At 65.3% G+C, this 23,576-nt stretch carries 29 protein-coding genes; 9 read left to right on the plus strand and 20 right to left on the minus strand.

Going from position 1 to position 23,576, the window contains the following annotated elements:
• Positions 1-60 precede the first annotated feature (60 nt).
• On the plus strand, positions 61-771 hold the full coding sequence (locus ACI6S0_RS22715) for an HAD family hydrolase (protein ID WP_434404438.1): 711 nt from the start codon (positions 61-63) through the stop codon (positions 769-771).
• Positions 772-788: 17 nt separating this feature from the next.
• On the opposite strand, the gene ACI6S0_RS22720 is transcribed toward ACI6S0_RS22715, so the two are convergent.
• The 8 genes from ACI6S0_RS22720 to gluQRS all read right to left on the minus strand — a co-directional run bounded on the left by ACI6S0_RS22720 (position 789) and on the right by gluQRS (position 6,734).
• Positions 789-1,094, minus strand: a complete 306-nt coding sequence (locus ACI6S0_RS22720) for a type II toxin-antitoxin system RelE/ParE family toxin (protein WP_434404439.1) — start codon at positions 1,092-1,094, stop codon at positions 789-791.
• Positions 1,091-1,339: a ribbon-helix-helix domain-containing protein gene (locus ACI6S0_RS22725; protein ID WP_099231618.1), complete on the minus strand. Its 249-nt coding sequence runs from the start codon at positions 1,337-1,339 to the stop codon at positions 1,091-1,093. Before ACI6S0_RS22725 ends, ACI6S0_RS22720 begins: the two co-directional genes overlap by 4 nt.
• Before the next feature lie 359 nt (positions 1,340-1,698).
• A complete protein-coding gene (gene egtD, locus ACI6S0_RS22730) occupies positions 1,699-2,655 on the minus strand; it encodes an L-histidine N(alpha)-methyltransferase (RefSeq protein WP_434404440.1) in 957 nt (318 codons plus the stop codon).
• Between the two features lie 5 nt (positions 2,656-2,660).
• Complete coding sequence (gene egtB / locus ACI6S0_RS22735) at positions 2,661-3,929, minus strand: ergothioneine biosynthesis protein EgtB (protein WP_434404441.1); 1,269 nt, start codon at positions 3,927-3,929, stop codon at positions 2,661-2,663.
• Positions 3,930-4,022: 93 nt separating this feature from the next.
• Positions 4,023-4,877: a GGDEF domain-containing protein gene (locus ACI6S0_RS22740; protein ID WP_278984850.1), complete on the minus strand. Its 855-nt coding sequence runs from the start codon at positions 4,875-4,877 to the stop codon at positions 4,023-4,025.
• Between the two features lie 126 nt (positions 4,878-5,003).
• Positions 5,004-5,579: a cob(I)yrinic acid a,c-diamide adenosyltransferase gene (locus ACI6S0_RS22745; protein ID WP_434404442.1), complete on the minus strand. Its 576-nt coding sequence runs from the start codon at positions 5,577-5,579 to the stop codon at positions 5,004-5,006.
• A gap of 6 nt (positions 5,580-5,585) precedes the next feature.
• On the minus strand, positions 5,586-5,819 hold the full coding sequence (locus ACI6S0_RS22750; RefSeq protein WP_004210155.1) for a twin transmembrane helix small protein: 234 nt from the start codon (positions 5,817-5,819) through the stop codon (positions 5,586-5,588).
• 9 nt (positions 5,820-5,828) lie between these two features.
• The gene (gluQRS, locus tag ACI6S0_RS22755; protein WP_434404443.1) at positions 5,829-6,734 is read right to left on the minus strand and encodes a tRNA glutamyl-Q(34) synthetase GluQRS; all 906 of its coding nucleotides are present in this window, start codon (positions 6,732-6,734) and stop codon (positions 5,829-5,831) included.
• 93 nt (positions 6,735-6,827) lie between these two features.
• Between gluQRS and ACI6S0_RS22760 the strand changes: the two genes are divergently transcribed.
• A complete protein-coding gene (locus tag ACI6S0_RS22760) occupies positions 6,828-7,394 on the plus strand; it encodes an HNH endonuclease (protein WP_037506283.1) in 567 nt (188 codons plus the stop codon).
• An 11-nt stretch (positions 7,395-7,405) separates the two neighbouring features.
• On the opposite strand, the gene ACI6S0_RS22765 is transcribed toward ACI6S0_RS22760, so the two are convergent.
• Complete coding sequence (locus ACI6S0_RS22765) at positions 7,406-8,143, minus strand: Crp/Fnr family transcriptional regulator (protein ID WP_434404444.1); 738 nt, start codon at positions 8,141-8,143, stop codon at positions 7,406-7,408.
• A gap of 208 nt (positions 8,144-8,351) precedes the next feature.
• Between ACI6S0_RS22765 and murA the strand changes: the two genes are divergently transcribed.
• Entirely contained in the window at positions 8,352-9,635 is a 1,284-nt protein-coding gene (murA, locus tag ACI6S0_RS22770) for a UDP-N-acetylglucosamine 1-carboxyvinyltransferase (protein WP_004210161.1), read from the plus strand.
• On the plus strand, positions 9,628-11,145 hold the full coding sequence (locus ACI6S0_RS22775; protein ID WP_434404445.1) for a PAS domain-containing protein: 1,518 nt from the start codon (positions 9,628-9,630) through the stop codon (positions 11,143-11,145). Before murA ends, ACI6S0_RS22775 begins: the two co-directional genes overlap by 8 nt.
• Here the strand turns inward: ACI6S0_RS22775 and ACI6S0_RS22780 are convergent.
• From ACI6S0_RS22780 to ACI6S0_RS22800, 5 genes are all read right to left on the minus strand, one after another.
• Positions 11,090-11,527: a response regulator gene (locus ACI6S0_RS22780; protein ID WP_037515798.1), complete on the minus strand. Its 438-nt coding sequence runs from the start codon at positions 11,525-11,527 to the stop codon at positions 11,090-11,092. The genes ACI6S0_RS22775 and ACI6S0_RS22780 overlap by 56 nt on opposite strands.
• Before the next feature lie 69 nt (positions 11,528-11,596).
• Complete coding sequence (locus ACI6S0_RS22785) at positions 11,597-11,827, minus strand: DUF2188 domain-containing protein (protein ID WP_434404446.1); 231 nt, start codon at positions 11,825-11,827, stop codon at positions 11,597-11,599.
• A gap of 25 nt (positions 11,828-11,852) precedes the next feature.
• On the minus strand, positions 11,853-12,344 hold the full coding sequence (gene ruvC, locus ACI6S0_RS22790; RefSeq protein WP_004210168.1) for a crossover junction endodeoxyribonuclease RuvC: 492 nt from the start codon (positions 12,342-12,344) through the stop codon (positions 11,853-11,855).
• An 84-nt stretch (positions 12,345-12,428) separates the two neighbouring features.
• Positions 12,429-13,172, minus strand: a complete 744-nt coding sequence (locus tag ACI6S0_RS22795) for a YebC/PmpR family DNA-binding transcriptional regulator (protein WP_004210169.1) — start codon at positions 13,170-13,172, stop codon at positions 12,429-12,431.
• 94 nt (positions 13,173-13,266) lie between these two features.
• The gene (locus ACI6S0_RS22800; protein WP_004210170.1) at positions 13,267-13,593 is read right to left on the minus strand and encodes a heavy metal-binding domain-containing protein; all 327 of its coding nucleotides are present in this window, start codon (positions 13,591-13,593) and stop codon (positions 13,267-13,269) included.
• 56 nt (positions 13,594-13,649) lie between these two features.
• Between ACI6S0_RS22800 and ACI6S0_RS22805 the strand changes: the two genes are divergently transcribed.
• Positions 13,650-14,279 carry a hypothetical protein gene (locus ACI6S0_RS22805; RefSeq protein ID WP_150131291.1) on the plus strand — a complete coding sequence of 210 codons (630 nt, stop codon included), beginning with the start codon at positions 13,650-13,652 and terminating at the stop codon, positions 14,277-14,279.
• Position 14,280: 1 nt separating this feature from the next.
• Here the strand turns inward: ACI6S0_RS22805 and ACI6S0_RS22810 are convergent, their stop codons facing one another.
• Both ACI6S0_RS22810 and ACI6S0_RS22815 read right to left on the minus strand, forming a co-directional pair.
• Complete coding sequence (locus tag ACI6S0_RS22810) at positions 14,281-14,523, minus strand: DUF2312 domain-containing protein (RefSeq protein WP_097385405.1); 243 nt, start codon at positions 14,521-14,523, stop codon at positions 14,281-14,283.
• Between the two features lie 165 nt (positions 14,524-14,688).
• Entirely contained in the window at positions 14,689-14,988 is a 300-nt protein-coding gene (locus ACI6S0_RS22815; RefSeq protein WP_434404447.1) for a DUF1244 domain-containing protein, read from the minus strand.
• A gap of 104 nt (positions 14,989-15,092) precedes the next feature.
• Here ACI6S0_RS22815 and pyk point away from each other — a divergent pair, with 104 nt between their 5' ends.
• Positions 15,093-16,565, plus strand: coding sequence for a pyruvate kinase (gene pyk / locus ACI6S0_RS22820; protein ID WP_080726918.1), 1,473 nt, complete (start codon positions 15,093-15,095; stop codon positions 16,563-16,565).
• Between the two features lie 184 nt (positions 16,566-16,749).
• Here pyk and ykgO read toward each other — a convergent pair whose 3' ends face one another.
• The gene (gene ykgO / locus ACI6S0_RS22825; RefSeq protein ID WP_004210176.1) at positions 16,750-16,875 is read right to left on the minus strand and encodes a type B 50S ribosomal protein L36; all 126 of its coding nucleotides are present in this window, start codon (positions 16,873-16,875) and stop codon (positions 16,750-16,752) included.
• A gap of 196 nt (positions 16,876-17,071) precedes the next feature.
• Between ykgO and ACI6S0_RS22830 the strand changes: the two genes are divergently transcribed.
• Genes ACI6S0_RS22830 through ACI6S0_RS22840 form a run of 3 tightly spaced genes read left to right on the plus strand, consistent with a single transcriptional unit; the run spans position 17,072 to position 20,191 of the window.
• Positions 17,072-17,662 (plus strand): DUF4136 domain-containing protein, encoded by a 591-nt coding sequence (locus ACI6S0_RS22830; RefSeq protein WP_434404448.1) that lies wholly within the window; start codon positions 17,072-17,074, stop codon positions 17,660-17,662.
• On the plus strand, positions 17,659-18,789 hold the full coding sequence (locus ACI6S0_RS22835) for a M14 family metallopeptidase (RefSeq protein WP_017499327.1): 1,131 nt from the start codon (positions 17,659-17,661) through the stop codon (positions 18,787-18,789). The genes ACI6S0_RS22830 and ACI6S0_RS22835 overlap by 4 nt, the downstream gene beginning before the upstream one ends.
• 37 nt (positions 18,790-18,826) lie before the next feature.
• Positions 18,827-20,191: an amidase gene (locus ACI6S0_RS22840; RefSeq protein WP_434404449.1), complete on the plus strand. Its 1,365-nt coding sequence runs from the start codon at positions 18,827-18,829 to the stop codon at positions 20,189-20,191.
• On the opposite strand, the gene ACI6S0_RS22845 is transcribed toward ACI6S0_RS22840, so the two are convergent.
• The 3 genes from ACI6S0_RS22845 to ACI6S0_RS22855 form a co-directional block, all read right to left on the minus strand.
• A complete protein-coding gene (locus tag ACI6S0_RS22845; RefSeq protein ID WP_434404450.1) occupies positions 20,188-20,907 on the minus strand; it encodes a dienelactone hydrolase family protein in 720 nt (239 codons plus the stop codon). The two genes, ACI6S0_RS22840 and ACI6S0_RS22845, sit on opposite strands and share 4 nt — an antisense overlap.
• Before the next feature lie 30 nt (positions 20,908-20,937).
• Positions 20,938-21,936, minus strand: coding sequence for a 50S ribosomal protein L11 methyltransferase (locus ACI6S0_RS22850; protein ID WP_037515821.1), 999 nt, complete (start codon positions 21,934-21,936; stop codon positions 20,938-20,940).
• A 197-nt stretch (positions 21,937-22,133) separates the two neighbouring features.
• Entirely contained in the window at positions 22,134-23,426 is a 1,293-nt protein-coding gene (locus ACI6S0_RS22855) for a methyl-accepting chemotaxis protein (protein ID WP_004210187.1), read from the minus strand.
• Positions 23,427-23,576: the final 150 nt, after the last annotated feature.

Consider the following 23,576-nt stretch of genomic DNA (forward strand, 5'->3'; position numbering starts at 1 on the left):
GCAGCCCCGATGGCGCGCTTTGCAATGGAAATATTGCAGCGCACACACCATATGACGGGCATGGCAAGCACCGCATCCCTTTCCGACGCGCCGCCGCAAGCCGCCGCTGCGCTGCCCAACCCGATCCGCGCCGTCATCTTCGACATGGACGGCACGCTGCTGGATACGGAGGCCGCGCATCGCGACGCCTTCGCCCGCACCGGCGCGGCGATGGGCTGGCCGATGTCGGACGAGATGCTGCTGTCGATGGTCGGCATCCATCGCGACGAGAATCTGCGGATGCTGGCCGACCGCATGGGGCCGGACTTTCCGGTCGATCAATTCTATGCCGACAGCGACGCGCTGTTCGTCGCCGCGCTGGAGGCGGGCATTCCGCTGCGGCCGGGCGCGGAGGTCATATTGGATCATCTGGCCAGGGCCGGCATCCCGATGGCGATCGCCACCTCGACCATGGCGCCCTATGCCCAGCAGCGGCTGGAGAAGGCGGGGCTGCTTCCTTATTTCCAGACCGTCGTCACCCGCAATGACGTCGACCGCCCCAAGCCCGATCCGCAGCCCTATCTGCTGGCCGCGCAGCGACTGGGCGTCGATCCGGCCGATTGCGTCGCGGTGGAGGACAGCCATGCCGGCGTCCGCGCCGGCGTGGCGGCGGGCATGGCGACGGTGATGGTCCCTGACCTCCTGCCGCCGACCGAGGAACTGGTCTTGGCGGCCACCGCCGTCCTGCCCAGCCTGCACGACCTGCGCGACCTGCTGCTGGCGACGGAATAAGCGGGTCGGCGCCAGCTTCAGGGTGTCTGAAGCATCGCCCCCAGATCGCGCACCGCATGGATGACGCGCTGAACGGTGACCATCTCTCTGTCCACATGATAGGCGATCAATAGCCGGCGCTCGAAGGTCAGTGTCCTCAGGCCCGCGATCAGATCATCGCGCGGAGATCCGCGATCGGGGAAGTCGGACAGTGCGGCAACGCGCTCCTCGATCCGGGCCAGATAGCGATCGGCCGTGGCGAGGTCGGCTTCCGCACGCACCCAATGGTGGATCGCAATCAGATCCTCGATCGCCAATGCCGACAATTGGACATGATGGCTCATGCCTTGTCGATCGCGGCCCTGACCTGCGCAAATGCCTTGTCGAGCGGCATCGGGGGGCGCGGATCGGCCAGCGCTTCTGCCACGCGGACGCGCACCAGTTCGTCCAGCACAGCCTCTTCCCGATCCAGCGCGCGCAGACCGGCGCGCATGACTTCACTCATCGATGCATAGCGGCCGGATGCCAGATGACGTTCGGCATGCGACGTCATTTCGCCCAGCGTCACGGTAATTGCTTTCGCGGCCATGCCTGCCTCCATTCCGATATGATTTTATCATATCGCATCTTCAATCCCGATGCCAGTTGCCGGGCAGCGGCAAGAGCCCCGCCCCTCGCTTTCCTACTCGGCCTTTCTCTGATCTATCCTGGGCGATGGAAGTCGAACCCCAGACCAACCCCGCATCATCGGGTTTCCGCCGCCAAATGGCGCTTCACTGTCGCCTCACTGTCGCGTCAGTGTGGCGTCGAAGGCGCGTCGCCCTGACCCGATTGTCGCGCGACTGTCGCTTCACCGGCGCGTTGCAGGCGCATAGCCGGCGCATTTGGCCGGAATCGGCCTCGCGACACTGTGAACTTCGACTGTCGCGTGAAATTCCCCGGCAGATTCTACCCCGCCTTCGCCAGCACCAGCGCGAACAGGCCGTCCGGGTCCATCCATTCGGCCGTGGGTTCCCATCCGCCCGCGCGCAGCAGCAGCCGTTCGTCGCGCGCGCCATATTTATGGCTGCTCTCGGTGTGGATGGTCTCGCCCGTCTTCATGTGGAAACATTGGCCCGCGACATGGAAATGCAGTGGCTCGGTCGCTTCCAGATGCATCTCGATCCGCGCCTTCTCGTCATTCCAGATGGCGCGATGGGCAAAGGCATCGACCGGCAGGTCGCCCTCCAGTTCGCGGTTGATCCGTACCAGCAGGTTGCGGTTGAAGGCGGCGGTGACACCGGCTTCATCGTCATAGGCGGCGATCAGCCGGTCGCGATCCTTGATCCGGTCCATGCCGATCAGCAGCATCGCGTCATCGCCCAGCAGTCGGCGCATCGCGCGCAGCAGGTCGACGGCGGTGTCCGGTTCGCTGTTGCCGATGGTGGAGCCGGGGAAGAAGCCGAGCCGCGGCAGGCCATCGATCGCATCGGGCAGAGCCAAAGCGCCGGTGAAATCGCCGACCAGCGGCAGCACCGGCAGGCCGGGAAAGGCGCTCGCCAGTTCGGCGCTGCTGGTGCGCAGGAAATCGCCGCTGATGTCGATCGGCACATAGGCGGCTGGGGCGATCGCGCGCAGCAGGTGCGGCGTCTTGCGTGCGCTGCCGGCGCCGAATTCCACAACCGCCCGGCCGGGGCCGATGGCGGCAGCGAAATCATCGCCATGTCCGGCCAGCAGCGCGGTTTCGGTGCGGGTCGGATAATATTCGGGCAGGTCGGTAATATCCTCGAACAATTCCGATCCGCGCCGGTCATAGAACCAGATGGGCGGGGTCGCCTTGGGCGATCGGGCAAGGCCGGCCAAGATATCGCGACGAAAGGCCGGGTCGATGGTGCGGGCGGCGGGCATGTCATGTGTCAGCAGCATGGGGCTTACAGATCCTTGGCCAGCCGCAGTCCCGTGAACTGCCAGCGTTGATGGGGGTGGAAGAAATTGCGGTAACTGGCGCGGACATGGCCGCGCGGGGTGGCGCAGCTGCCGCCCTTCAGCACGAACTGCCCGGACATGAACTTGCCATTATATTCGCCGACCGCGCCGGGGGCGGTGCGAAAGCCGGGATAGGGGCGATAGGCGCTGCCGGTCCATTCCCACACGTCGCCGAACATCTGGGTCAGGCTGGTGCCGTCTTCGGCGGCGCGGGGGCGGGGGCAGGCGGCGCCGTCCAGTTGCTCGCCACTGGTCGGCGCGATGTTGAGCGCCGCGCTTTCCCATTCCGCCTCGGTCGGCAGGCGCCCGCCCGCCCAGCTGGCATAGGCATCGGCTTCATACAGGCTGATATGGCAGGCCGGGGCGGCCGGATTGACCGGCTGGCGTCCGTCCAGGCCGAAACGGGTCCAGCCCTGCTCGCCGCGCTGCCAGTAGAGCGGCGCCTCTATCCCTTCCCCCTGGACCCAGGCCCAGCCATCCGACAGCCAGAGCGCGGGGTCGCGATAGCCGCCATCCTCGATGAAGCTGATCCATTCGCCATTGGTGATCGGCCGGTGGGCCAGGGCGTGGGGGCGCAGGAAGACCTTGTGGCGCGGTCCCTCGCAATCGAAGGCGAAACCGGCCTTGCCGTCGTCGCCGATCTCCACCAGCCCCTCGCGCCCCTCGATCCAGTGCAGCGGTCCGGGCACCGGCGCGGGCATCGCCCTGGGTGCGTCGAACAGGGCAGGGGCGATGGGATTGAGCGAAAAAAGATGCTGCAGGTCGGTCAGCAGCAATTCCTGATGCTGCTGCTCATGTTGCAGGCCCAGCGTCACCAGCGTGCAGGCGGCCTCCGGCAGATGCGGCATGGCGGCCAGCAGCGCGGCATCGACATGGGCGCGATAGGCGCGCACGTCGTTCAGGCTCGGCCGGGTCAGCATGCCCCGCATCGGCCGGGCATGGCGCGGCCCTTCCGCCTCATAATAGCTGTTGAACAGATAGGCGAAGCGGTCGTCGAACGGGCGATAACCCTCGACATGATCGCGCAGGACAAAGGTTTCGAAGAACCAGCTGACATGGGCCAGATGCCATTTGGCGGGCGATGCGTCGGGCATCGACTGCACCGTGGCATCCGCGTCGGACAAAGGCGCGGCCAGCGCCTGCGTCAGGGCGCGGACGGCGCGATGGCGTTCCGCCAGCGCCTCCTGTCCGGGCTGGATCCAGATTTTGGCCATGCACGCCCCTTTCGATACGGTTGCACCGCTCTCGCAAGGGGTAAGCGCATGACCGGGCAGGTCGGTTCCTTGCCGGCCCGCTGCGGCGCAGAATCAGGCGGCGGTGCGCTCCGGCCGGGCACGGCGCAGCTGGTTGCGACCATTGGCCTTGGCTTCGTACAGCGCCTGGTCGGCAAGGCGCAGCACCTCGTCCATCTCCTCGCCCTTCCAGCGACAGATGCCGGCGGAAAAGGTGATCGGGCGACCATCGACATCACCCAGCGGATGCTCGCGAATCTGTTCGGCCAGGCGGGCCAGCGACCAGCTCGCTTCATCCTCGATGCAATGCTGGAAGAAGACGGCAAATTCCTCGCCGCCCCAGCGCGCGACCATGTCGATGCGCCGGATCTGGGCGGACAGGCGGGTGGCGAAATCGCGCAGCACCCGGTCGCCCTCGTCATGGCCCAGCCGGTCATTGACCTGCTTGAAATGATCGATGTCGATGATCGCGATGCAGCCCTGGCGCTTCTCGACCGGCAGCTCTTCGATCTGCGCCAGCAGGCCGCGCCGGTTGGCGATGCCGGTCAGCGGGTCTTCATGCGCCGCCACCTGCAATTCGTCCATCTGCGCGCGGGTCGATGTCGCGGCGCGGTGGACGCCGGCATAGAGGGTGCGGATGACGTCGCCGACTTCGGGCAGGACCGGCGCCTCGGGACTGTCGGGGCGCAGCGTATCGGCCAGCGCATGGATCGGGCTCAGCAGCGCGCCGATCCCCATCAGTGCCATGATCGTGCCGACCAGCGTGGCGCCAAGCAGCAGCAGGAACTCGGCCAGTGCGATCCGGCCGGTGGCCATGCCCCAGCTGATATAGCCGATCAGCGGCAGATGGGTCGCGACGAAACAGAGTGCAAACAGGCGCAGGCGCAGGCTGCGCGGAAAGATGAAGGATGTTGCCAGATAGAATTGCATCTTGGCCCTCTCACTAATTGCGAATAACCCGCAAATTTGGAGAATTGGCTAAACGCGCTCTGAATGAATAGGGTTAATGTTGCGGTGCAAGGCAAAGCGTGGCCGATGGTAGCCAGGCCGTTGAAATCAGACCTGTCTTGACGCGCCCGGCACCCATTTAACGTCGCGCGCGCCATTGTCGTTCAGCCAGCGGGCAAGCACGAACAGCAGGTCGGACAGACGGTTGAGATAGGCCAGCGCCTGCGGATTGAGCGCAACATCGGCGGCGGCGGCCGTCGCGCTGCGCTCGGCCCGGCGGGTGATCGCACGGGCGAGATGGACGGCGGCGGCGGCCGGACTGCCGCCCGGCAGGATGAAGCTGTCGAGCGGGGCCAGATCGGCATTCATGTCGTCGATCTGCTGCTCCAGTCGCGCGACCTGCCCGGCAATGATGCGCAGCGCCCAGGGTTCGTCCGCGCCATCCGGGATCGGGGTGGCAAGGTCCGCGCCCAGATCGAACAAATCATTCTGGATGGTGGTCAGCCAGGCTGCTTCGGGCCTGTCGCCGATCGCCAGGATGGCGAGGCCGATCGCGCTGTTGGCCTCGTCCACGTCACCCACCGCCTGCATGCGCGGCGCATGTTTGGGCAGGCGCGACCCATCGACCAGACCGGTCGTGCCCGCGTCCCCGGTGCGGGTGTAGATCTTGTTGAGCTTGACCATCAGCCCTCAGCCATTGCCCTTCATCATCAGCAGCAAGGCGATGATGATGACGGCGCCGGCCTGGAACAGGATGCGGTTCATCATCATCCGGTTCTGCTTCAGGCTGGACGGGCGCGGCGCCCCCTCCGGCAGGTTCAGTTCCTCCTTCGTCGCCTGGAGGAAGGCGATGATGCCGCGGACAAGCGCGAACAGGGTCGCGGCCATGGCAAGGATCAGGGCGATGACGAGCACGGTGGTCATAGGGGGATGCTAGGCCGCTCCGGCGGTGATGCCAACCGGAAAGCGCCCGGCGCGCAGATCATCGGCCAGGCGCTGCGGGTCCATGCCGGCGCCACGCAGTTCGGCGAGCGCGATCGCGCCGTCCCGCTTCGCCAGCCGCTTGCCATCGGCGCCCAGCAGCAGCGGGTGGTGGATATAGGCGGGGCTGGGCAGGTCGAGCAGCGCCTGCAGCAGGCGATGGATGTCGGTCGCGGCGCGCAGGTCATTGCCGCGCAGCACATGGGTGACGCCCATCGCCGCATCGTCCAGCGTGCAGGACAGATGATAGCTGGCCGGCGCATCCTTGCGCGCCAGCACGACATCACCGGCCGCCGCCGGATCGGCAGGGCTGTCGATGGCGTGCGCATCCAGGTCGATGGGATAGGGCAGGGCGGCCCAGCGGAGTGGCCCCGCCCGTGCGACCGCCGCCTGCATGTCGATCCGCCAGGCATGGGGCATGCCCGCCGCGATGCGTTGCGCGCGCTCGGCGTTCGGCAGGGCGCGACAGGTGCCGGGATAGACCGGGCCTTCCGGGCCATGCGGCGCGGTCAGGCTCGCCTGGATATCGGCGCGCGTGCAGAAGCAGGGATAAAGCAGGTCCATCGCGCGCAACTGGTCGAGCGCCGCGTCATAGTCGGCCAGGTGCTGCGACTGGAAGATGATCTCCCCATCCCATGCCACGCCCAGCCAGCGCAGATCCTCGATTATCCCGTCGACATGTTCGGGCCGGCTACGGGTGCCGTCGATATCCTCGATCCGCAGGCGAAAGGCGCCACCCGCGGCCCGTGCCAGGTCCATCGCCATCAGCGCCGACCAGCCATGGCCGACATGCAATCGACCGGTGGGGCTTGGCGCGAAACGACTCACAAGATGCTGTGGTGCGGTGGATTGAGTCATACAGGCTCTTGACGGCGGATATTCGTTAATGCTGTCATGCTCTTGTCACGTTGTTGGTCGATCAGCGGCGTCGGCAAGGGGGTAGAGGCGACTATGTACCATCCCGACCTGATACGGCATCCGGAAAACTGCCCGGCGCTGGTTTTGAATGCGGACTATACCCCGCTCAGCTATTATCCCCTGAGCCTGTGGCCCTGGCAGACCGCCATCAAGGCGATTTTTCTGGAGCGGGTGGACATCGTCTCTTCCTATGAGCGGGAAGTCCACAGCCCCAGCCTGCAGATGCGCATCCCCTCGGTCATCGCGCTCAAGCAATATGTGCGACCCTCGGAGCATCCGGCCTTCACCCGGTTCAACCTGTTCCTGCGCGATCGTTTCAGCTGCCAATATTGCGGCACGACGCACGATCTGACCTTCGACCATGTCGTGCCGCGGCGCGCGGGTGGCCGCACCACCTGGGAGAATGTCGCGACCGCCTGTTCGCCCTGCAATCTCAAGAAGGGCGGGCGCACGCCCAGAGAAGCGGGCATGCAGTTGCATGTCCAGCCGATCCGGCCGACCAGCTGGCAGCTGCAGGAACATGGCCGTGCCTTCCCGCCCGGCTATCTCCACGAAAGCTGGCACGACTGGCTCTATTGGGATGTCGAACTGCTGGCCTGACGCGCGGCGCGTCAGCTCATTGCGGGCAGCCAGTCCAGGTCCATATGCTTGTGCCGGTTGGTATAATGGCCGATCTCTTCCAGCCGGGCCATGTCGACCAGCGTGATCCGGCCATTGGCGCGGCTGATCAGCTTTTCCTGCTCCATCTGTCGGATCATCCGGTTCACATGAACCGACGTCAGGCCGATCGCGTCGCCAATCTCTTCCTGCGTCAGCTTGAGGTCGAAACTGTCGGTGATGCTGTCGTCCGTCACGCGCAGCCGGTCGAACATGTCGAGCAGGAAGGAGGCGACCCGCGCCCTCGCCGATGTACGGCCGAGCGAGGCAAGCCGGTCGGTCATCGCCACCCGCTCCGCATTGGACAGCAGGAACAGCAGGGCGGCGACGCGCGGATATTCCTCCAGCAGCCGGCGCAGCGCATGCTTGTCGAACGGGCAGACCATGGCGTCCGACAGGGCGACCAGTGATTCCGGGGCCTTGCTGTAGATGGTGCTCGCCGAACCGATGAAATCGCCGGGGAAGTAGACGCGCAATATCTGGCGGCTGCCATCGGGCAGGATGACATAGCTCATGACCCGACCTTCGCGCAGCACGAACAACTCAGTGATCGTCTCGTTGACGCGCTGGATCATGGCCCCGCGCTTGATCTTGCGGGGATTTTCTTCCAGCCGAGCCAATGCTGCTTTTTCTGCGTCGGACAGGGGAACCGTCTTGGCCAGTCTTTCCGCGAAACAGCTCGTCGCCACCAATACACCTTCTTCTTGAAATTGTTGTTACGATGGCAGAACGCCCCAACCTCCTTTTGGCTGCATTTCGGCAAGGCGCACTAAACTCGATCAAGGTTGCGGCGATCCGCGAAAATAGTCTTCCGCTACGCCCGGCTTTGCCCGTTTTTCACGCCGAACGACCGCGCGCGCGCCTTGCACGGCGCGCAATAGACGCTATGAAACCTAGCCAATGGACCGCATTCACATTCGCGGCGGCAAGCAACTCAATGGCCGCCTTCCCATCTCCGGCGCTAAGAACGCTGCCCTGACGCTGCTGCCGTGCGCGTTGCTGACCGACGAGCCCGTCGCGCTGCGCAATCTGCCGCGCCTGGCCGACGTCGACAGCTTCGGCCATCTGCTCAACCAGCTTGGCGTGTCGACCATGATCGAGGGCGCCCGTCCGGAGGATTTCGGCCGCGTCATGACGATGCGCGCCGGTCGCGTCACCTCGACCGAGGCGCCCTATGACATCGTGCGCAAGATGCGCGCGTCGATCCTGGTGCTCGGCCCGCTGCTCGCCCGCGCCGGCGAGGCACGGGTGTCGCTGCCCGGCGGCTGCGCGATCGGCAACCGGCCGATCGACCTGCACCTCAAGGCACTGGAAGCCTTTGGCGCGATCATCGAGATCGCGGCCGGCTATGTCCGCGCCAGCCTGCCCGATGGCGGCCTGCCCGGCGGCATCTATACCTTCCCGGTGGTGTCGGTCGGCGCGACCGAAAATGCGCTGATGGCGGCCTCGCTTGCCAAGGGCACCTGCATCCTGGAAAACGCCGCGCGCGAACCGGAAATCGTTGATCTCTGCAAGCTGCTGATCGCGATGGGCGCCGATATCGAGGGCGTGGGCACCGACAAGCTGGTGATCCACGGCCGCGATCGTCTCCACGGCGCGACCTACAGCGTCATGCCCGACCGTATCGAGGCGGGCAGCTATGCCTGCGCTGCGGCGATCACCGGCGGTTCGCTCGATCTGATCGGCGCCAATGCCGACGACATGCACGCCATCCTGGCTGCGCTGCGCGACGCGGGCGTGCAGGTCGACGAGCATCGCGACGGCATCCGCGTTTCGTCAGACGGCAAGCTCAAGCCGCTGACCCTGTCGACCGCGCCTTTCCCGGCCTTCCCGACCGACATGCAGGCGCAGTTCATGGCGATGCTGACCAAGGCGGAGGGCGCGTCGGTCCTGACCGAGACGATCTTCGAAAATCGCTACATGCATGTGCCCGAACTGGCGCGCATGGGTGCCGACATCAGCGTCAACGGCCGCACTGCGGTCGTGCGTGGCGTCGACAAGCTGGTCGGTGCGCCGGTGATGGCGACCGATCTGCGCGCCTCGATGAGCCTGATCCTGGCCGGCCTTGCTGCCGAAGGCGAGACCATCGTCAGCCGCGTCTATCATCTCGATCGCGGTTATGAACGGCTGGAGGAAAAGCTCTCGGCCGTCGGCGCCGACATCGAGCGGGTCAGCGATGGCTGACGGACGCGGCCTGGCAACGGATCGGGCGGCGCTGCTGGCGCTTTATGATCTCGACGCCGGCGGTTTCCGTACCCTTGACGACATCACCAGCTTCGCCGCGCAACTATGCGGGGCGCCGATCGCGCTCGTCAGCATTGTCGAGGATGTAAGGCAGCGCTTTCTGGCGCGGGTGGGGCTGGATGCGGAGGAGACGCCGCGTGACGTCTCCTTCTGCGCTCTTGCCATGCTGGGCGACAATATCTTCGTCGTGCCCGACGCGACGCAGGATGCGCGTTTCATCGACAATGCGCTGGTCACCGGTGCGCCGCATATCCGCTTCTATGCCGGGGCGCCGCTGGTCGGCGGCGATGGTGAGCCGCTGGGCGCGCTCTGCGTCATCGACACGGTGCCGCGCGATGATCTGACCCCGCTGCAGCGCCAGGGGCTTTCGCTGTTGGCGCGGCAGGTGATGATCGAACTGGAAGGGCGGCGGCGCGACCGCGATGTCATCGCCCAGCAGCGACTGGATGCAGAGGCAGTGGCGGACAGCGACCGCATGTTTCGCACCCTGGCCGACACCATGCCGCAGATGGTCTGGTCGACTCTGCCGGACGGCTATCATGATTATTATAATGCGCGCTGGTATGAATATACCGGTGTGCCGGCGGGATCGACCGATGGCGATGCCTGGAACGGCATGTTCCATGCCGATGACCAGCCCAAAGCCTGGGAGAAATGGCGCCATTCGCTGGCGAGCGGCGATCCCTATGAAATCGAATATCGGCTGCGGCATCGTGACGGCCTCTATCGCTGGACGCTGGGACGCGCCCTGCCGATCCGCGATGCGCAGGGGCAGATCATCCGCTGGATCGGCACCTGCACCGAGATTCACGAACAGAAGCTGATGCTCGAAGAGCGCGAGATGATCGCGCATGAGCTGTCGCATCGGATCAAGAATATCTTTTCCGTCATCGCCGGCCTCATCGGCCTGTCGGCGCGCGAGCGACCGGGCATGCAGGAAGGGGCGGATGATCTGCGCGACCGCATCCTGGCGCTGGGACGGGCGCATGACTTCGTCCGGACCCATGGCGGCGGCGTCAGCATGGCGGAGGAGCAGGCATCGCTGCATGGCGTGCTGGAGGAGATTTTTGCGCCCTATGGAGGCCGGGAACGACTGCAATTGTCGGGCGACAATCCGCCGATCGATGATCGCTCGGCGACGCCGCTGGCGCTGCTGTTTCATGAACTGGCGACCAATGCCGCCAAATATGGCGCGCTATCTACGCCTGATGGCTTCATCGCGCTGCATGTCGTGACGCAGGATGAGGATATCCGGCTCGACTGGCGCGAAGAGGGCGGGCCGAGTGTGGCGCCGATCGCCAGCGAAGGCTTTGGCAGTCGCCTGATTGCGCTCAGCGTCGAGCGTCAGCTGGGTGGTCAGCTCGAACGACAATGGTGCCCCGAAGGGCTTCGACTCAGCCTGCGGATACCGCGACGCTCGATGCACCGCGCTGCGGCGGGAAGGGCGTAAAGCCGGCAATCTCCGCCGTGGCGAGGTCGGCTGCTTCGGTGGCGGCCAGGCGCACGGTCTGGGCAATGCTCTGTGCGCGGAAGGGTTTGGTGACGACGCCCAGCGCGGCAACGGAAGCCGTGCCGATCTGCGCCGGATTGGCGGTCACATAGATGACCTTGATGCCGAAGCGGCTGGCCAGTTCCATGCCGATGGCAGGACCAGTGGGGCCATCACGCAGGTTGAGGTCGACCAGGGCGATGTCGCAGGATTCGGCGGCGGCCATCGCCGCCTCGCGATCGGCCGCGATGCCGCCGACGTCGAAGCCGGCATCCTGCACAATCTGTTCGATTTCCAACGCGACGAAAATCTCGTCCTCGACGATCAGAATCTTCTTGCTCATCCCTGCGCCCGCTTATGCTGGTGTCGATAAATGCGGAAAGGGACGAAGAGTTCCCGAAATATGTAAAAATCAGGTGTCGTCGTTTTCGATGCTGGTCCAGGCTGTGTCGAACGCGGTGCCGTTCATCAGCAGGACCGATGCCGGATAGCCGCCTGCCGCCGCCTTCTTCGCCGTTTCGGTGGCGCTCTCGATGGCCGCCTGCTGCGTTGCGAAGGGGCCATAATAGCTGTTGTTGAGGTTGATCTTCCACGCGCCGTCATGCGGGACGATGATGTAGCGGGCGTGGGGCAGGTCGGTCATGGTCGCGATGGTCTCCGATGGCAGGTCAGCGCGCGGGCATCCGCCGGGCGCTCGCCAGATGATGGGCATGGGTGATCGCCACCGCAAGGGCGTCGGCCGCGTCCGACCCGACGATCTTGGCGCCGGGCAGCAGCCGCTGGACCATGGCATGGACCTGGTCCTTCGATGCGTTGCCGACGCCGACGACCGATTTCTTGACGAGGCGAGCGGCATATTCGCCCACTTCCATGCCGGATCGGGCCGCATTCAGCAGGATGACGCCGCGCGCCTGGCCCAGCTTCAGCGTCGATTGCGGATTGACGTTGACGAACACCTCCTCGACCGCGGCGCCATCGGGCCGATGTTCGAGGATCAGGTCGGTCAGCGCCAGGTCGAGGGCCATCAGCCGCGTCGCCAGCGACATCGCGCTGTCGGTCTTGATCTGGCCGTTGCCGACATGGGTCAGGCGATTGCCGTCGGCGGCAATCAGGCCCCAGCCGGTGGTGCCGAGGCCGGGGTCAAGGCCAAGTATGATCATGGGTGCAGGATCGTCCGCATCGGGCAAGACCGGCGCGCATCGGCGCTGCGCGATCTCGCCCGAAGCGAACGGGAGCCGGGCATCTTAGCCCAGCTTCTCCATCACGGCGTCGGAGACTTCATAATTGCCCCAGACGGTCTGGACGTCGTCGTCATCTTCCAGCGTGTCGACCAGCTTCAGCAGCGTTGCGGCATTGGCTTCGTCGACTTCCAGCGTGGTCTGCGGCTTCCAGGCGAGCTTGGCGCCCTCTGCCGGGCCCAGCTTGGCTTCCAGCGCCTTGGCGACTTCGTGCAGCGCGTCCATCGCGGTCCAGATCTCATGCTCGTCTTCGTTCGACGAGACATCGTCCGCACCCGCTTCCAGCGCGGCTTCGAACACGGCGTCGGCATCGCCGGCGCTGGCGGGATAGGTGATGAGGCCCAGGCGGTCGAAGCCATGGCTCACCGCGCCCGACGCGCCCAGATTGCCGCCATTCTTGGCAAAGGCAGTGCGGACATTGGTCGCGGTGCGGTTGCGATTGTCGGTCAGTGCCTCGACGATGATGGCGACGCCGCCGGGGCCATAGCCCTCATAGCGGATTTCCTCGTAATTCTCCATGTCGCCGCCGATCGCCTTGTCGATCGCGCGCTGGATATTGTCCTTGGGCATCGACTGGGCCTTGGCGGCGTTGACTGCCAGGCGCAGGCGCGGGTTCATGTCCGGATCGGGCATGCCCATCTTGGCCGCGACGGTGATTTCGCGCGACAGCTTGGAGAACATCGACGAGCGCTTCTTGTCCTGCGCACCCTTGCGATGCATGATGTTCTTGAATTTGGAATGGCCGGCCACGGCCTTCTCCTGACATTTTCTGTGAAACCGAAGCGCGCTCTCTAGCGAGCGCGTCGCCATCCTGCAACGCTAGAGGATAGCGGAGGCGGTGCGATCAGTAGCGGATCGCGGTGCCCGAGGCGGAGACCATCAGCATGGAGCCATTGGCGCCGATCACTTCATAGTCGAGGTCGACGCCGACCACGGCATTGGCGCCCAGCTTGCGGGCATTGCCCTGCATCTCCTCGATCGCTTCGCTGCGCGCGCGTTGCAGCACATCCTCATAGGCGCCCGATCGGCCGCCGACGATGTCGCGCACGCTGGCGAACAGGTCGCGGAAGAGGTTGGCGCCGACGATCACTTCGCCGGTGACGATGCCCAGATAATCCTGGGCGGGACGGCCTTCCAGGCGGCTGGTGGTGCTGACGATGATGTCGGTCATTTCTTCGGCCCTCGTTGCAGGCTATTATACGTGCTCCAGTGAGGGGGTATCGTAGCGTGGATAAGGAGCAAACGGAATTTTTTCGGATATTGCTTGAGGATGTCCAATGGGCGCTCGATGGAGCCGCGAAGTCAGATACTGCTGCTGATCGACGCAATTTGCTTCGGACGATCGTATCTGCCGCCGAAGGTGTCTCATGGGTATATCGCATGCATATACTGTCGATGGCCAAGGACTTGGACGTTGCTACGCCGCAGATGGAGATGGCGTTCGCAGAAGCAACTTTTTCCATTTCGAGTAGCGGAGAAATGGTGGAGCAGGCCCGTTATATTTCTTTGACCGCTATGATCCGCTTTTCAACCAAGGTTGCACAAACATTCTGTCCAGATTTGGTAGTGGATTTCGGTCATGTAGGATGGCAGCGATTGAAAGTCGCGATTGCTACGCGGAACAGGATAACCCACCCCAAGAAAAATCAGGATTTAGACGTTTCTGAAGGAGATGTTGAGGCTGCCAAGGTGGGCTTCTTTTGGTTTTTGGAAATGTCGCTTCATGTCATGGAGCAAACTGTACGGGAGCTTCGTATCAGCGCATTAATGACACGAAAAGTTGTAGATGAACTTATAGCCGGCGATCCCGATACGCTCGCGCTTTACGAGCGAGTGCATCGGGAGCGGGACGAGTAGCTCACTCCATTCCGAGTGCGGCAAGATAGGTTTGAAGCACCGCTTCCATCTCTTGCCGGTCATGGGCAGGCATTTTGCGCAGTCGGATGATCTGGCGCATGATTTTGTTGTCGTAACCGGTCGCCTTGGCTTCCAGATAGACGTCCTTGATGTCGTCGCCGATGCCCTTCTTTTCTTCTTCCAGGCGCTCGATGCGCTCGATCAGAAGGCGCAGCTGGTCGGCTGCGATATTGCCCTCGCTCATGGGAATCTCCGTGTCAGTGTGAATCGGTTGGTGGACGCTCCTAGAGCCTGATCGGGCGAGGTGGAAGCGCTTTGCGCGTCCGCCGATACCGTGAATTAGGCTCCATTCGCGAAATTCGGACTGCGTTTCGCGCGCGGCGCCGGTCCGGCAGGATCTGCCGAACGCTTAATGGTTGTCCGCGTTCTTCGCCACACTCTCCTGCTTCTTCGCGATCTGCTGCGGCGTCGCCTCGCCCTGATGGCGGGCCTTCCATTCGGCAAAGGGCATGCCGTGGACGATTGCGCGGGCGTCGTCGCGGGTCAGATCGCCGTCGGCCTCTGCAATCCAGTCGGCCAGACAGTTGCGGCAGAAGCCGGCCGTGCCCATCAGATCGATATTCTGCACGTCGGTCCGATGCTGCAAATGCGCGATCAGCCGACGGAAGGCGGTTGCAGCGACGGCGTCACTGAGTATGGTAGCGGACACAGGCGGAACCTTTCGCTTAATCTACATCATCCTGTCGTGCAGCACGGATAATCGATAACGACGCCCTGGCAAGCCAGAGGCGATCAATACGGCCAGGAGAAGACATGACACGACTATCGCCCCGCTCGCGCAAGGTTCGCATCCTCGCGACCCTCGGTCCCGCCAGCGAGAGCGCAGAGATGATCCGCGCATTGTTTGTCGCGGGTGCCGACGCCTTTCGAGTCAATATGAGCCATGGCGCGCATGAGGATCATGCCGCCCGCATCGCCACGATCCGCGAGCTGGAAAAGGAATTTTCCCGGCCGACCACGATTCTGGCCGACCTTCAGGGCCCCAAGCTGCGCGTCGGCACGTTCGAGAAGGGGCTGGTGGTGCTGGAAACCGGAGCGGCCTTCGTCCTCGATCGGGATGACACGCCGGGCACCGTCGAGCGCGTGAACCTGCCGCACCCCGAAATCTACGCCGCGCTGGTTCCCGAGACCCGGCTGCTGCTGGATGACGGCAAGCTGGTGCTGCGGGTGAAGGCGGTCACGGACACGCGAATCGATACCATCGTGGAAATCGGCGGCACCCTGTCGAACCGCAAGGGCGTGAATGTGCCCGACGTGGTCGTGCCGGTGCCGGCGCTGACCGACAAGGATCGCCGTGACCTGAGCTTCGCGGTCGATCAGGGCTGCGACTGGATCGCCTTGAGCTTCGTCCAGCGGCCCGAAGATCTGGCCGAGGCGCGCAAGCTGATGGGTGGTCATGGCGCGCTGATGGCCAAGATCGAGAAGCCTTCGGCCGTGCAGCGGCTGGAGGAGATTATCGAGATGGCCGACGGCGTGATGGTCGCGCGTGGCGATCTGGGCGTGGAACTGCCGCCGCAGGCGGTGCCGCCGCTGCAGAAGCAGATCGTCGCGACAGCGCGCCGCATGGGCCGTCCGGTGGTGGTTGCGACCCAGATGCTCGAATCGATGATCAAGGCGCCGACCCCGACCCGCGCCGAAGTGTCGGACGTGGCGACCGCGGTCTATGACGGCGCCGACGCGATCATGTTGTCTGCCGAAACGGCGGCGGGCGACTGGCCGGTCGAGGCAGTGTCGATGATGGACAGCATCGCCCATAGCGTGGAGCGCGATCCGGGCTATTTCGCCCGTCTGCACTTCACCGAAACGCGGCCCGACCCGACCACCGCCGACGCCCTGGCGGAGGCTGCCGCCGGCATCGTGCCGGTCGTCGGCGCCAGCGTCATCACCTGCTTCACCTCATCGGGCAGCACCGTGCGCCGCGTGGCGCGCGAGCGGCCGTCTGCACCGATCCTGGCGCTGACGCCGCGATCCGATACCGCGCGCAAGCTGGGCCTGACCTGGGGCGTCCATGCGATCCGCACCAAGGATATCGGCAATTTCGAGGAAATGATCGGCAAGGCGCGCCGCATGGCGTTGCGCCACGACATGAGCGCCAAGGGCGGCAAGATCGTGGTGCTGGCCGGCGTGCCCTTCGGCACGCCCGGTTCGACCAATGTGCTGCATGTGGCGACCGTGCGCGGCGACGAGCTGAAGGGGCGCGACGAGACACCCAGCCTGCCGGCCTGACGGCTTTGGCATGATCGATTCGGCGCGGCCGCCCCATTCGGGCGGCCGCGCTTTTTTTCATGGCCGCGAATCGATTCGCGTGAAAATGCCGCGCCAACACGTTGAGCGCCCGATCCATGGGATCGGGCGCTCAATAAGACCTTTGGAAGGTCCGGAGGATCGGCGAGCCGATCCGTCCGCGCTTTTAGCCCTGGCGGGCCTTGAAGCGACGGTTGGTCTTGTTGATGACGTAGGTCCGGCCACGACGACGGATCACGCGGTTGTCCCGGTGGCGGCCCTTGAGCGACTTGAGCGAGTTGCGGATCTTCATTGTCAGCCTTCTGGAATCATGTCTGATTGGAAAAATCGAAGCGCAGCCCCTATGGGGGAGGCGGCCGAAAGTCAAGCGCAGGCCACCGCCTTTTGCCACCGTTCATCCTGCATGCAGCCAAGTCATGGCTTCACCCGTTGGAAGGGAATGCTATGTCGGCGGCGTGTTGGACATAGTCCCGTTGGAGTGCAATCGCATGTTGAAACAGATCATCCTCTCCTCCTGCCTTGCCCTGTCGCTCGCCGCCTGCGCGACGGTGCCGTCGGTGGAGGTGACGCGATTCCACAATGGCAGCCCGGCACAGACCGGATCGATCGCGGTACAGGAAATCCCCGGCAATCCGGACGTTGGCCTCGAATTCCGCACCTATGCCGGGGCGGTGAGCCAGGAGTTGCAGCGGGTCGGCTTCACCAATGCGGGCGATGCAGGCAGCGACTATGTCGCGCTGGTCGGCTTCCGCCGCAGCTTCCGCCCGACCGGCACCGCGCGCAATGACAAGCCGGTCAGCGTCGGCGTTGGCGGGGCGCTGGGCAGTGGCGGCTATTCCGGCCTGGGGCTGGGCGTCGGCATCAACCTGTCGGGCAAGCCCAAGGATATCGTCTCCACCGAATTGCAGATCCAGATTCGCCGTCGCAGCGATCAGGCCGCCATCTGGGAAGGCCGCGCCTCGACCGAATCGCGTGAAGGCACGCCCGAGTCGCAGCCGCGCACCGTCGCGCAAAAGCTCGCCGCCGCCCTCCTCGGGGGCTATCCGGGCGAATCCGGGCGCACTATAACGGTCAAATGACCATCTCCATTTCGAGCGCCTTCGACAGCGGCAACATCCGCGTTCTTTCCATCACCGACAGTCCAGAAGGCGTCCGCGCCGAGCTGGAAATCGTCAAGGACAAGGACAGCGACTTCTATCAATGGTTCCATTTCCGTCTGGCGGGCGCCGCCGGACGGGAGGTGGAACTGGCGATCGTGAACTGCGCCGGCTCGGCCTATCCCGACGGCTGGCCGGGCTACAAGGCGCGGATGAGCGAAGATCGCGAGAATTGGCTTCAGGCCGATACCGATTATGCCGACGGCACGCTGACGATCCGCCTCTCGCCCGACAGCAATGCCGTCTGGCTTGCCTATTTCGCGCCCTATTCGATGGAGCGCCATCATGATCTGGTCGCCTGGGCCGCCTGCCAGCCGGGCGTCGAGCACCGCGAACTGGGCCTGACGCTGGATGGCCAGCCGCTCGACATGCTGAGCGTCGGCGAAGGCCCCAAGAATGTCTGGCTCTATGCCCGCCAGCATCCGGGCGAAAGCATGGCGGAATGGTGGATGGAAGGCGCGCTGGAGCGCCTGACCGACGACGAGGACGCGGTGGCGCGCTATCTGCGCCAGAAGGCGACCTTCCACATCGTCCCCAACATGAATCCCGACGGCAGCCGGCGCGGTCATCTGCGCACCAATGCGGCGGGCATCAATCTCAACCGCGAATGGCATGAGCCGTCGATGGACAAGAGCCCGGAAGTCTATCTGGTCCGTGCCGCGATGGACGAGACCGGTGTCGATTTCGCCATGGACGTGCATGGCGACGAGGCGATCCCGGCGGTGTTCCTGGCCGGCTTTGAGGGCATTCCCTCGATCACCGACCGGCAACTCTCGCTCTATCATCGCTATCGCGACACGCTGGCGGCCCGGACGCCCGATTTTCAGACGCGCCTCGGCTATCCGGTGGCGGGTGGCGGCAAGGCCAATCTCGCCATGTCGACCAACCAGCTGGCCGAACGCTTCGGCGCGGTGGCGATGACGCTGGAAATGCCGTTCAAGGATAATGACGATCTGCCCGACGCCGATTTCGGCTGGTCGCCGGCCCGGTCGGCACAGCTCGGCAAGGATTGCCTGGCGGTGCTGGCGGAGATGATCGAGGATATCTGACCGGGCTGATCGGGGGCAATAGATGGAGCATGGCGGCGTGACGCGACGGACGATCCTGCACGGCGCCGGTGGCGCCATGGTGCTCGGCACCGTCGGCGCGCCGGCCATCGCCAAATCCCGCCCGTCGCGCGAGCGTCTGGAAGCAACGCTCGCGCGCATTGCCGACCCGGCGGGGGAGGGCAGGCGCACCTACCTCACCCTCTATGCGGACAGCGCGCGGGCGGCGGCGGACGCGGCCGATGCCCGCGCCGGTTCGCCGCTCTCGCCGATCGACGGTGCCATTGTCAGCATCAAGGATCTGTTCGATGTCGCAGGCGAACCGACCCGCGCCGGGTCGCTGATCCTGGCCGATGCGCCGCCCGCCACCGCCGATGCGCCGGTCGTTGCCCGGCTGAAGCAGGCCGGCGCGGTGATCGTCGGCAAGACCAACATGGTCGAATTCGCCTTTTCCGGCGTCGGTGCCAATCCCCATTATGGCACGCCGGGCAATCCCGCCGACCGGACCCGCGTGCCCGGCGGATCGACCAGCGGCGGCGGCGTCGCGGTGGCCGATCAGATGTGCGAGATCGCGATCGGCACCGATACCGGCGGTTCCTGCCGCATCCCCGCCGCGCTGTGCGGTGTCGTCGGCTACAAGCCAACCAAGGCGCGGGTGCCGACCGACGGCGCCTTTCCGCTCTCGCCCACGCTCGATTCGATCGGGCCGATCGCGACCAGCGTCGACGCCTGTTTCCGCACCGATGCGATCTTGGCGGGAGAGGCACCCCGCCGGCTCGACCTTGCACCGCTCAAGGGGCTGCGCGCCGGCATTCCCCAGGGCCTGCCGCTGGCCGATCTGGACGCGACCGTCGCGGCCCGTTTCGCCGATGCGCTGGCGCGCTTGGGCCAGGCGGGCATGACGCTCAGCGACGAAGTCTTCCCGCAATTCGACGCGATGCAGGCGCTCCAGTCGCCGGTGCCGATCGCCTCGGTCGAGGCCTATGCCATCCATCGCGATCGAATCGCGACCCGCGCGCAGGATTTCGATCCGATCGTGCTGGCACGGATGCAGGCGGGCCGTGACGTGACGCCCGAACGCCACCGGCAGATGCTGGTGGAGCGCGCCGCGCTGGTGCGATCGATGGACGCGCGCCTGGCCGGATTGGACATATTGGTGCTGCCGACCACGCCGATCGTCGCGCCGACTCAGGCCGAGGTGGCGCATGCCGACGACTTCGTCGCCCGCAACCGGCTGCTGCTGCGCAACACCGGCCTCGGCAACAGCTTCGACCTGTGCGCCATTTCCCTGCCGCTGCCGCGCGAGGACGGCCTGCCGGTCGGCCTGATGCTGATGGCGCGGGCAGGGCAGGACCAGCGCCTGTTCGCGATCGCGGCAGCGGTGGAGAAGCTGCTGGCGGTTTAGCCGAACAATTCCTCCAGGAAATTCACCATCGCGCGGAAGCTGCGGCGGTCGGCGTCGGCGCTGTAGGCCAGCCCCTTTTCGGGCATATGGACGCTTTCGTCGGTGAAGGCGTGGCCGGTATGGCCATAGGCATGGATCTGCCAGTCGCAGCCCGCCTCGGTCAGTTCCTTCGCCAGGCCGATGGTCGCCTCGGGCGGCGCGATCGGGTCTTCCCAGCCCTGGCAGACCAGCAGCTTGGCGGTGATCGTGGCGTTGGGGAAGGGCGGTGCCTCATAGACGCCGTGGAAGCTGACGCCGCCGGCAATGTCGGCGCCCGCGCGGGCCAGATCGAACACGCATTTGCCGCCGAAGCAGAAGCCGATCGCGGCCGTGCGGGCGGCATCGACTGCCGGCATATTCTTGAGCAGCGCGTGGGCGCCCAGCATCCGGTCGCGCAGTAGCACGCGGTCGGCGTTGAGTTCGTTCATGTAGCGTCCGGCATCGGGATCCTCGCGGGTGGTGCGCTTGCCCTGCCCAAAGACGTCGGCGACCAGCACCGCATAGCCCAGCGCCGCGACCTTCTCCGCATAGAGGAAGTCGGCTTCCTTGGTGCCCAGGACATTGGGAACCAGCAGGATGCCCGGCACCGGGCCGGCGGCGGCATCGTCGACCACGGCGACGCTTTCGAACGTGCCGCCCGGACCGTCATGGATGATCGTCTGACGGGTGAGGACCATGAAAGCGTCTCCTGTGGATAAGTCGAAAAGTCAGATGCTGCCGAAGCCGGGGGCTTCGCCACGCGCGGCGGTATTGATGCGGCGGGGGCGCTTCCAGCCGATCTGCGGCCGTTTGCGCAGGCGCAGCGTCGGCCAATGACCGCGATCGCTGCGTTCGGCGAGGCGCATGCCCTGCGCGCGATAGGCGGCGATTACCGCATCGGCCTGTTCATTGAGCAGGCCGGCGAGCACGATCGTGCCACCATCCTCCACCAGCGCGCAGAGCGAAGGCGCCAGTTCGATCAGCGGCCCGGCCAGGATGTTTGCGATCAGCAGGTCATAGGGCGCGCGGCCGACCAGCGCGGGATGATCCACGCCGGCGGCGGTGCAGAGCGCCAACTGGCCGGCCCCCCCGCCCAGGGCAATGCCGTTCGCCACGGCATTTTCCCGGCTGATGTCGACCGCCACCGGATCAATGTCGGAAGCAATCGCATGGGCGCGCGGCCATAATGTCATTGCGGCAAAGGCGAGCAGGCCGGTGCCGGTGCCGATATCGGCGACATTGCGGAACCGCATGCCGACGCTGCGCATCCGGTCGATCATCGCCAGGCAGCCGGCGGTGGTCTCATGCTGGCCGGTGCCAAAGGCGCGACTCGCCTCGATCAGGAAATTGACATGGCCGGGCTGTTCGGGGTCGCTGGCGACATTGCGCACATGGAATCGGCCGGCGGTGACGGGTTCCAGCCCCTGCTGGCTCATCGTCACCCAATCCTCGTCGGGCAGCGCTTCCACCTGCGGCTTGATTCCCGATGCGCTGGGCACCAGGGTCTTGAGCAGCTTGATCGCCGCCGGGCTCGGCTTGCCCTCGAAATAGGCGTCGAGCTGCCACTTATTCTCGTCGTCCGGCTCCGCCTCGCTGGTCATCAGCACCGGCGGATGCTCCATCAGGGCGAAGGCGGCGATGTCCCCGTCCAGCGCCTCCGCTTCGGCGCGGGTGCAGGGCAGGGTGACTTTCCAGCTCTGGGCGGCTGGCGCAGCGACATCATTCATGCCGCCGCCTTTAGACCAGCAGAGGGAAGAGGGGAAGCATCTGGCAATTGTCAGATTGGGCTCAGGCCGGAGCGAAAATAGTGACTTTCGAGAACCTCGGACCGAGTCACGTGCCTCGGTCCGACGCAGCGTGCTTGAAGCACGTGAGCACCGGAAGCGCAGAAAGGCGCTATTTGCAGCCCGGCCTCAGCCCAGTCTCAGGCGACCTGACGGCCGAAGTCGCTGGAGGCATGCCGCAGGCTGGACAGCTTGCCCTCGACGCTCATGAAGCCGCGTTCCAGCTGGTCGATTTCCGATGCGACCACTTCGGTGTCCTGGCGGATCGCCGAAATGGTGGTCGACATCGAGTCGGCCGCTAGCGCGGTCTCGTCGACGGCGGCGGTGATCATCGTCACGGTCTGGGCCTGGGCGTCCATGGCGTGGCGGATGCGCTGGGCACTGGCCTGCACTTCGCCGACGGTGTCGCGGATGCGCTCGTTGGTCTCCACCGACTGGCGGGTCGATGCCTGGATGGCGGCGATCTTGCCGGCAATCTCGTCGGTGGCACGGGCAGTCTGGTTGGCCAGGCTCTTCACTTCCTGCGCTACCACGGCAAAGCCGCGACCGGCGTCACCGGCACGGGCGGCCTCGATCGTGGCGTTGAGCGCCAGCAGGTTGGTCTGGCCGGCAATGTCGCGGATCAGGCCCAGGATCGATTCGATCGACTTGGCATGGTCCGACAGGGTGGCCGACATGGAAACGGCGTCGCCCGATTGCGACGCGGCGCGCTGTGCCACTTCGGCGGCGCTTTCCACTTCGGTGCGCGCGTCCTCGATGGCGCGGATCAGGCCGGCCGAGGTGCGGGCAGCCTCGCGCATCGCAAGGGCGGATTGTTCGGCGGCGGCGGCGACTTCCGACGCCTTGCCCAGCATGCCGCGGGTCGCGGCAGAAGCGTCCTTGGCCTGCTCGCGCAGCGATTCGCCCAGCTGCGACGCGCCGTCGATCTCGCCCATGATGCGCTGCTCGAACAGGACGCCGAACTGCTGGCGCGCATTGCGCTGGCTTTCGGCATCGTCGATCGCGATCACATTGGCCATCAGCCCGGCATCGACCATGCCGACCTGCGCCATGATGTCGACCAGCCGGCGCCGGGTGGCGTCATCGGCTGCGCGTTCCCAGATGATATCGGTCAGTTTCTCGTTGGCCGCGGCGACGGGCAGCAGCACGCCGCGCACGGAAATGCCGTGCTTGCGGGCGTGGCGGACGCAGGCGGTGGAGGACAGCGCCCAGTCGCCGGCGCTGTAATGGCGCAGCTTCTGGCGGACATATTCATGCGCGGCGGTCTCGATCTTCGCCAGCGTCGTGGGCTGCAACCGGTTTCGCAGGCCCGAACTGTCCATATAGGTGGAGAAGAAGGTGCGGGCGGCGACGACCGCATCGTCGGCAACCAGCTGCTCGATTTCGGCCATGCCACGGGCCAGATCACCGCGGGGGTCCACTTCGGCCAGCATCTGGGCGATGGCGTTCCTGGGCGTGGTGGCGGAAGTCATGGATTGCAGAACCCCAAATAGGTGTCAGGACGAACCAGGCGGTGATAGCGCCATTTGGTTAATCACTTCTTATTTGGGCGCGCGCATCGACATGGTCCGCGCGGCTTGCCC

It is taken from the genome of Sphingobium sp. DN12 (genome assembly GCF_051058005.1).
Lineage (GTDB): Bacteria > Pseudomonadota > Alphaproteobacteria > Sphingomonadales > Sphingomonadaceae > Sphingobium > Sphingobium yanoikuyae.

Coding starts and splice junctions, on each gene's coding strand:
- ACI6S0_RS22750 (WP_004210155.1), bottom strand. CDS start 5,819: ATGACCACCGTGCTCGTCATCGCCCTGATCCTTGCCATGGCCGCGACC.
- ACI6S0_RS22800 (WP_004210170.1), bottom strand. CDS start 13,593: ATGACCGACATCATCGTCAGCACCACCAGCCGCCTGGAAGGCCGTCCC.
- ACI6S0_RS22720 (WP_434404439.1), bottom strand. CDS start 1,094: ATGAGCCATCATGTCCAATTGTCGGCATTGGCGATCGAGGATCTGATT.
- ACI6S0_RS22785 (WP_434404446.1), bottom strand. CDS start 11,827: ATGACCGACCTGCCCCACGCCCGCTACATCATCGTCCCGCATGACGGC.
- egtB (WP_434404441.1), bottom strand. CDS start 3,929: ATGGCCAAAATCTGGATCCAGCCCGGACAGGAGGCGCTGGCGGAACGC.
- ACI6S0_RS22715 (WP_434404438.1), top strand. CDS start 61: ATGGCAAGCACCGCATCCCTTTCCGACGCGCCGCCGCAAGCCGCCGCT.
- ykgO (WP_004210176.1), bottom strand. CDS start 16,875: ATGAAGATCCGCAACTCGCTCAAGTCGCTCAAGGGCCGCCACCGGGAC.
- ACI6S0_RS22835 (WP_017499327.1), top strand. CDS start 17,659: ATGACCATCTCCATTTCGAGCGCCTTCGACAGCGGCAACATCCGCGTT.
- ACI6S0_RS22855 (WP_004210187.1), bottom strand. CDS start 23,426: ATGCTGGCCGAAGTGGACCCCCGCGGTGATCTGGCCCGTGGCATGGCC.
- ACI6S0_RS22850 (WP_037515821.1), bottom strand. CDS start 21,936: ATGAATGATGTCGCTGCGCCAGCCGCCCAGAGCTGGAAAGTCACCCTG.
- ACI6S0_RS22780 (WP_037515798.1), bottom strand. CDS start 11,527: ATGAGCAAGAAGATTCTGATCGTCGAGGACGAGATTTTCGTCGCGTTG.
- egtD (WP_434404440.1), bottom strand. CDS start 2,655: ATGCTGCTGACACATGACATGCCCGCCGCCCGCACCATCGACCCGGCC.
- ACI6S0_RS22725 (WP_099231618.1), bottom strand. CDS start 1,339: ATGGCCGCGAAAGCAATTACCGTGACGCTGGGCGAAATGACGTCGCAT.
- ACI6S0_RS22830 (WP_434404448.1), top strand. CDS start 17,072: ATGTTGAAACAGATCATCCTCTCCTCCTGCCTTGCCCTGTCGCTCGCC.
- ACI6S0_RS22760 (WP_037506283.1), top strand. CDS start 6,828: ATGTACCATCCCGACCTGATACGGCATCCGGAAAACTGCCCGGCGCTG.
- ACI6S0_RS22745 (WP_434404442.1), bottom strand. CDS start 5,579: ATGGTCAAGCTCAACAAGATCTACACCCGCACCGGGGACGCGGGCACG.
- gluQRS (WP_434404443.1), bottom strand. CDS start 6,734: ATGACTCAATCCACCGCACCACAGCATCTTGTGAGTCGTTTCGCGCCA.
- pyk (WP_080726918.1), top strand. CDS start 15,093: ATGACACGACTATCGCCCCGCTCGCGCAAGGTTCGCATCCTCGCGACC.
- ACI6S0_RS22740 (WP_278984850.1), bottom strand. CDS start 4,877: ATGCAATTCTATCTGGCAACATCCTTCATCTTTCCGCGCAGCCTGCGC.
- ACI6S0_RS22845 (WP_434404450.1), bottom strand. CDS start 20,907: ATGGTCCTCACCCGTCAGACGATCATCCATGACGGTCCGGGCGGCACG.
- ACI6S0_RS22810 (WP_097385405.1), bottom strand. CDS start 14,523: ATGAGCGAGGGCAATATCGCAGCCGACCAGCTGCGCCTTCTGATCGAG.
- ruvC (WP_004210168.1), bottom strand. CDS start 12,344: ATGATCATACTTGGCCTTGACCCCGGCCTCGGCACCACCGGCTGGGGC.
- ACI6S0_RS22775 (WP_434404445.1), top strand. CDS start 9,628: ATGGCTGACGGACGCGGCCTGGCAACGGATCGGGCGGCGCTGCTGGCG.
- murA (WP_004210161.1), top strand. CDS start 8,352: ATGGACCGCATTCACATTCGCGGCGGCAAGCAACTCAATGGCCGCCTT.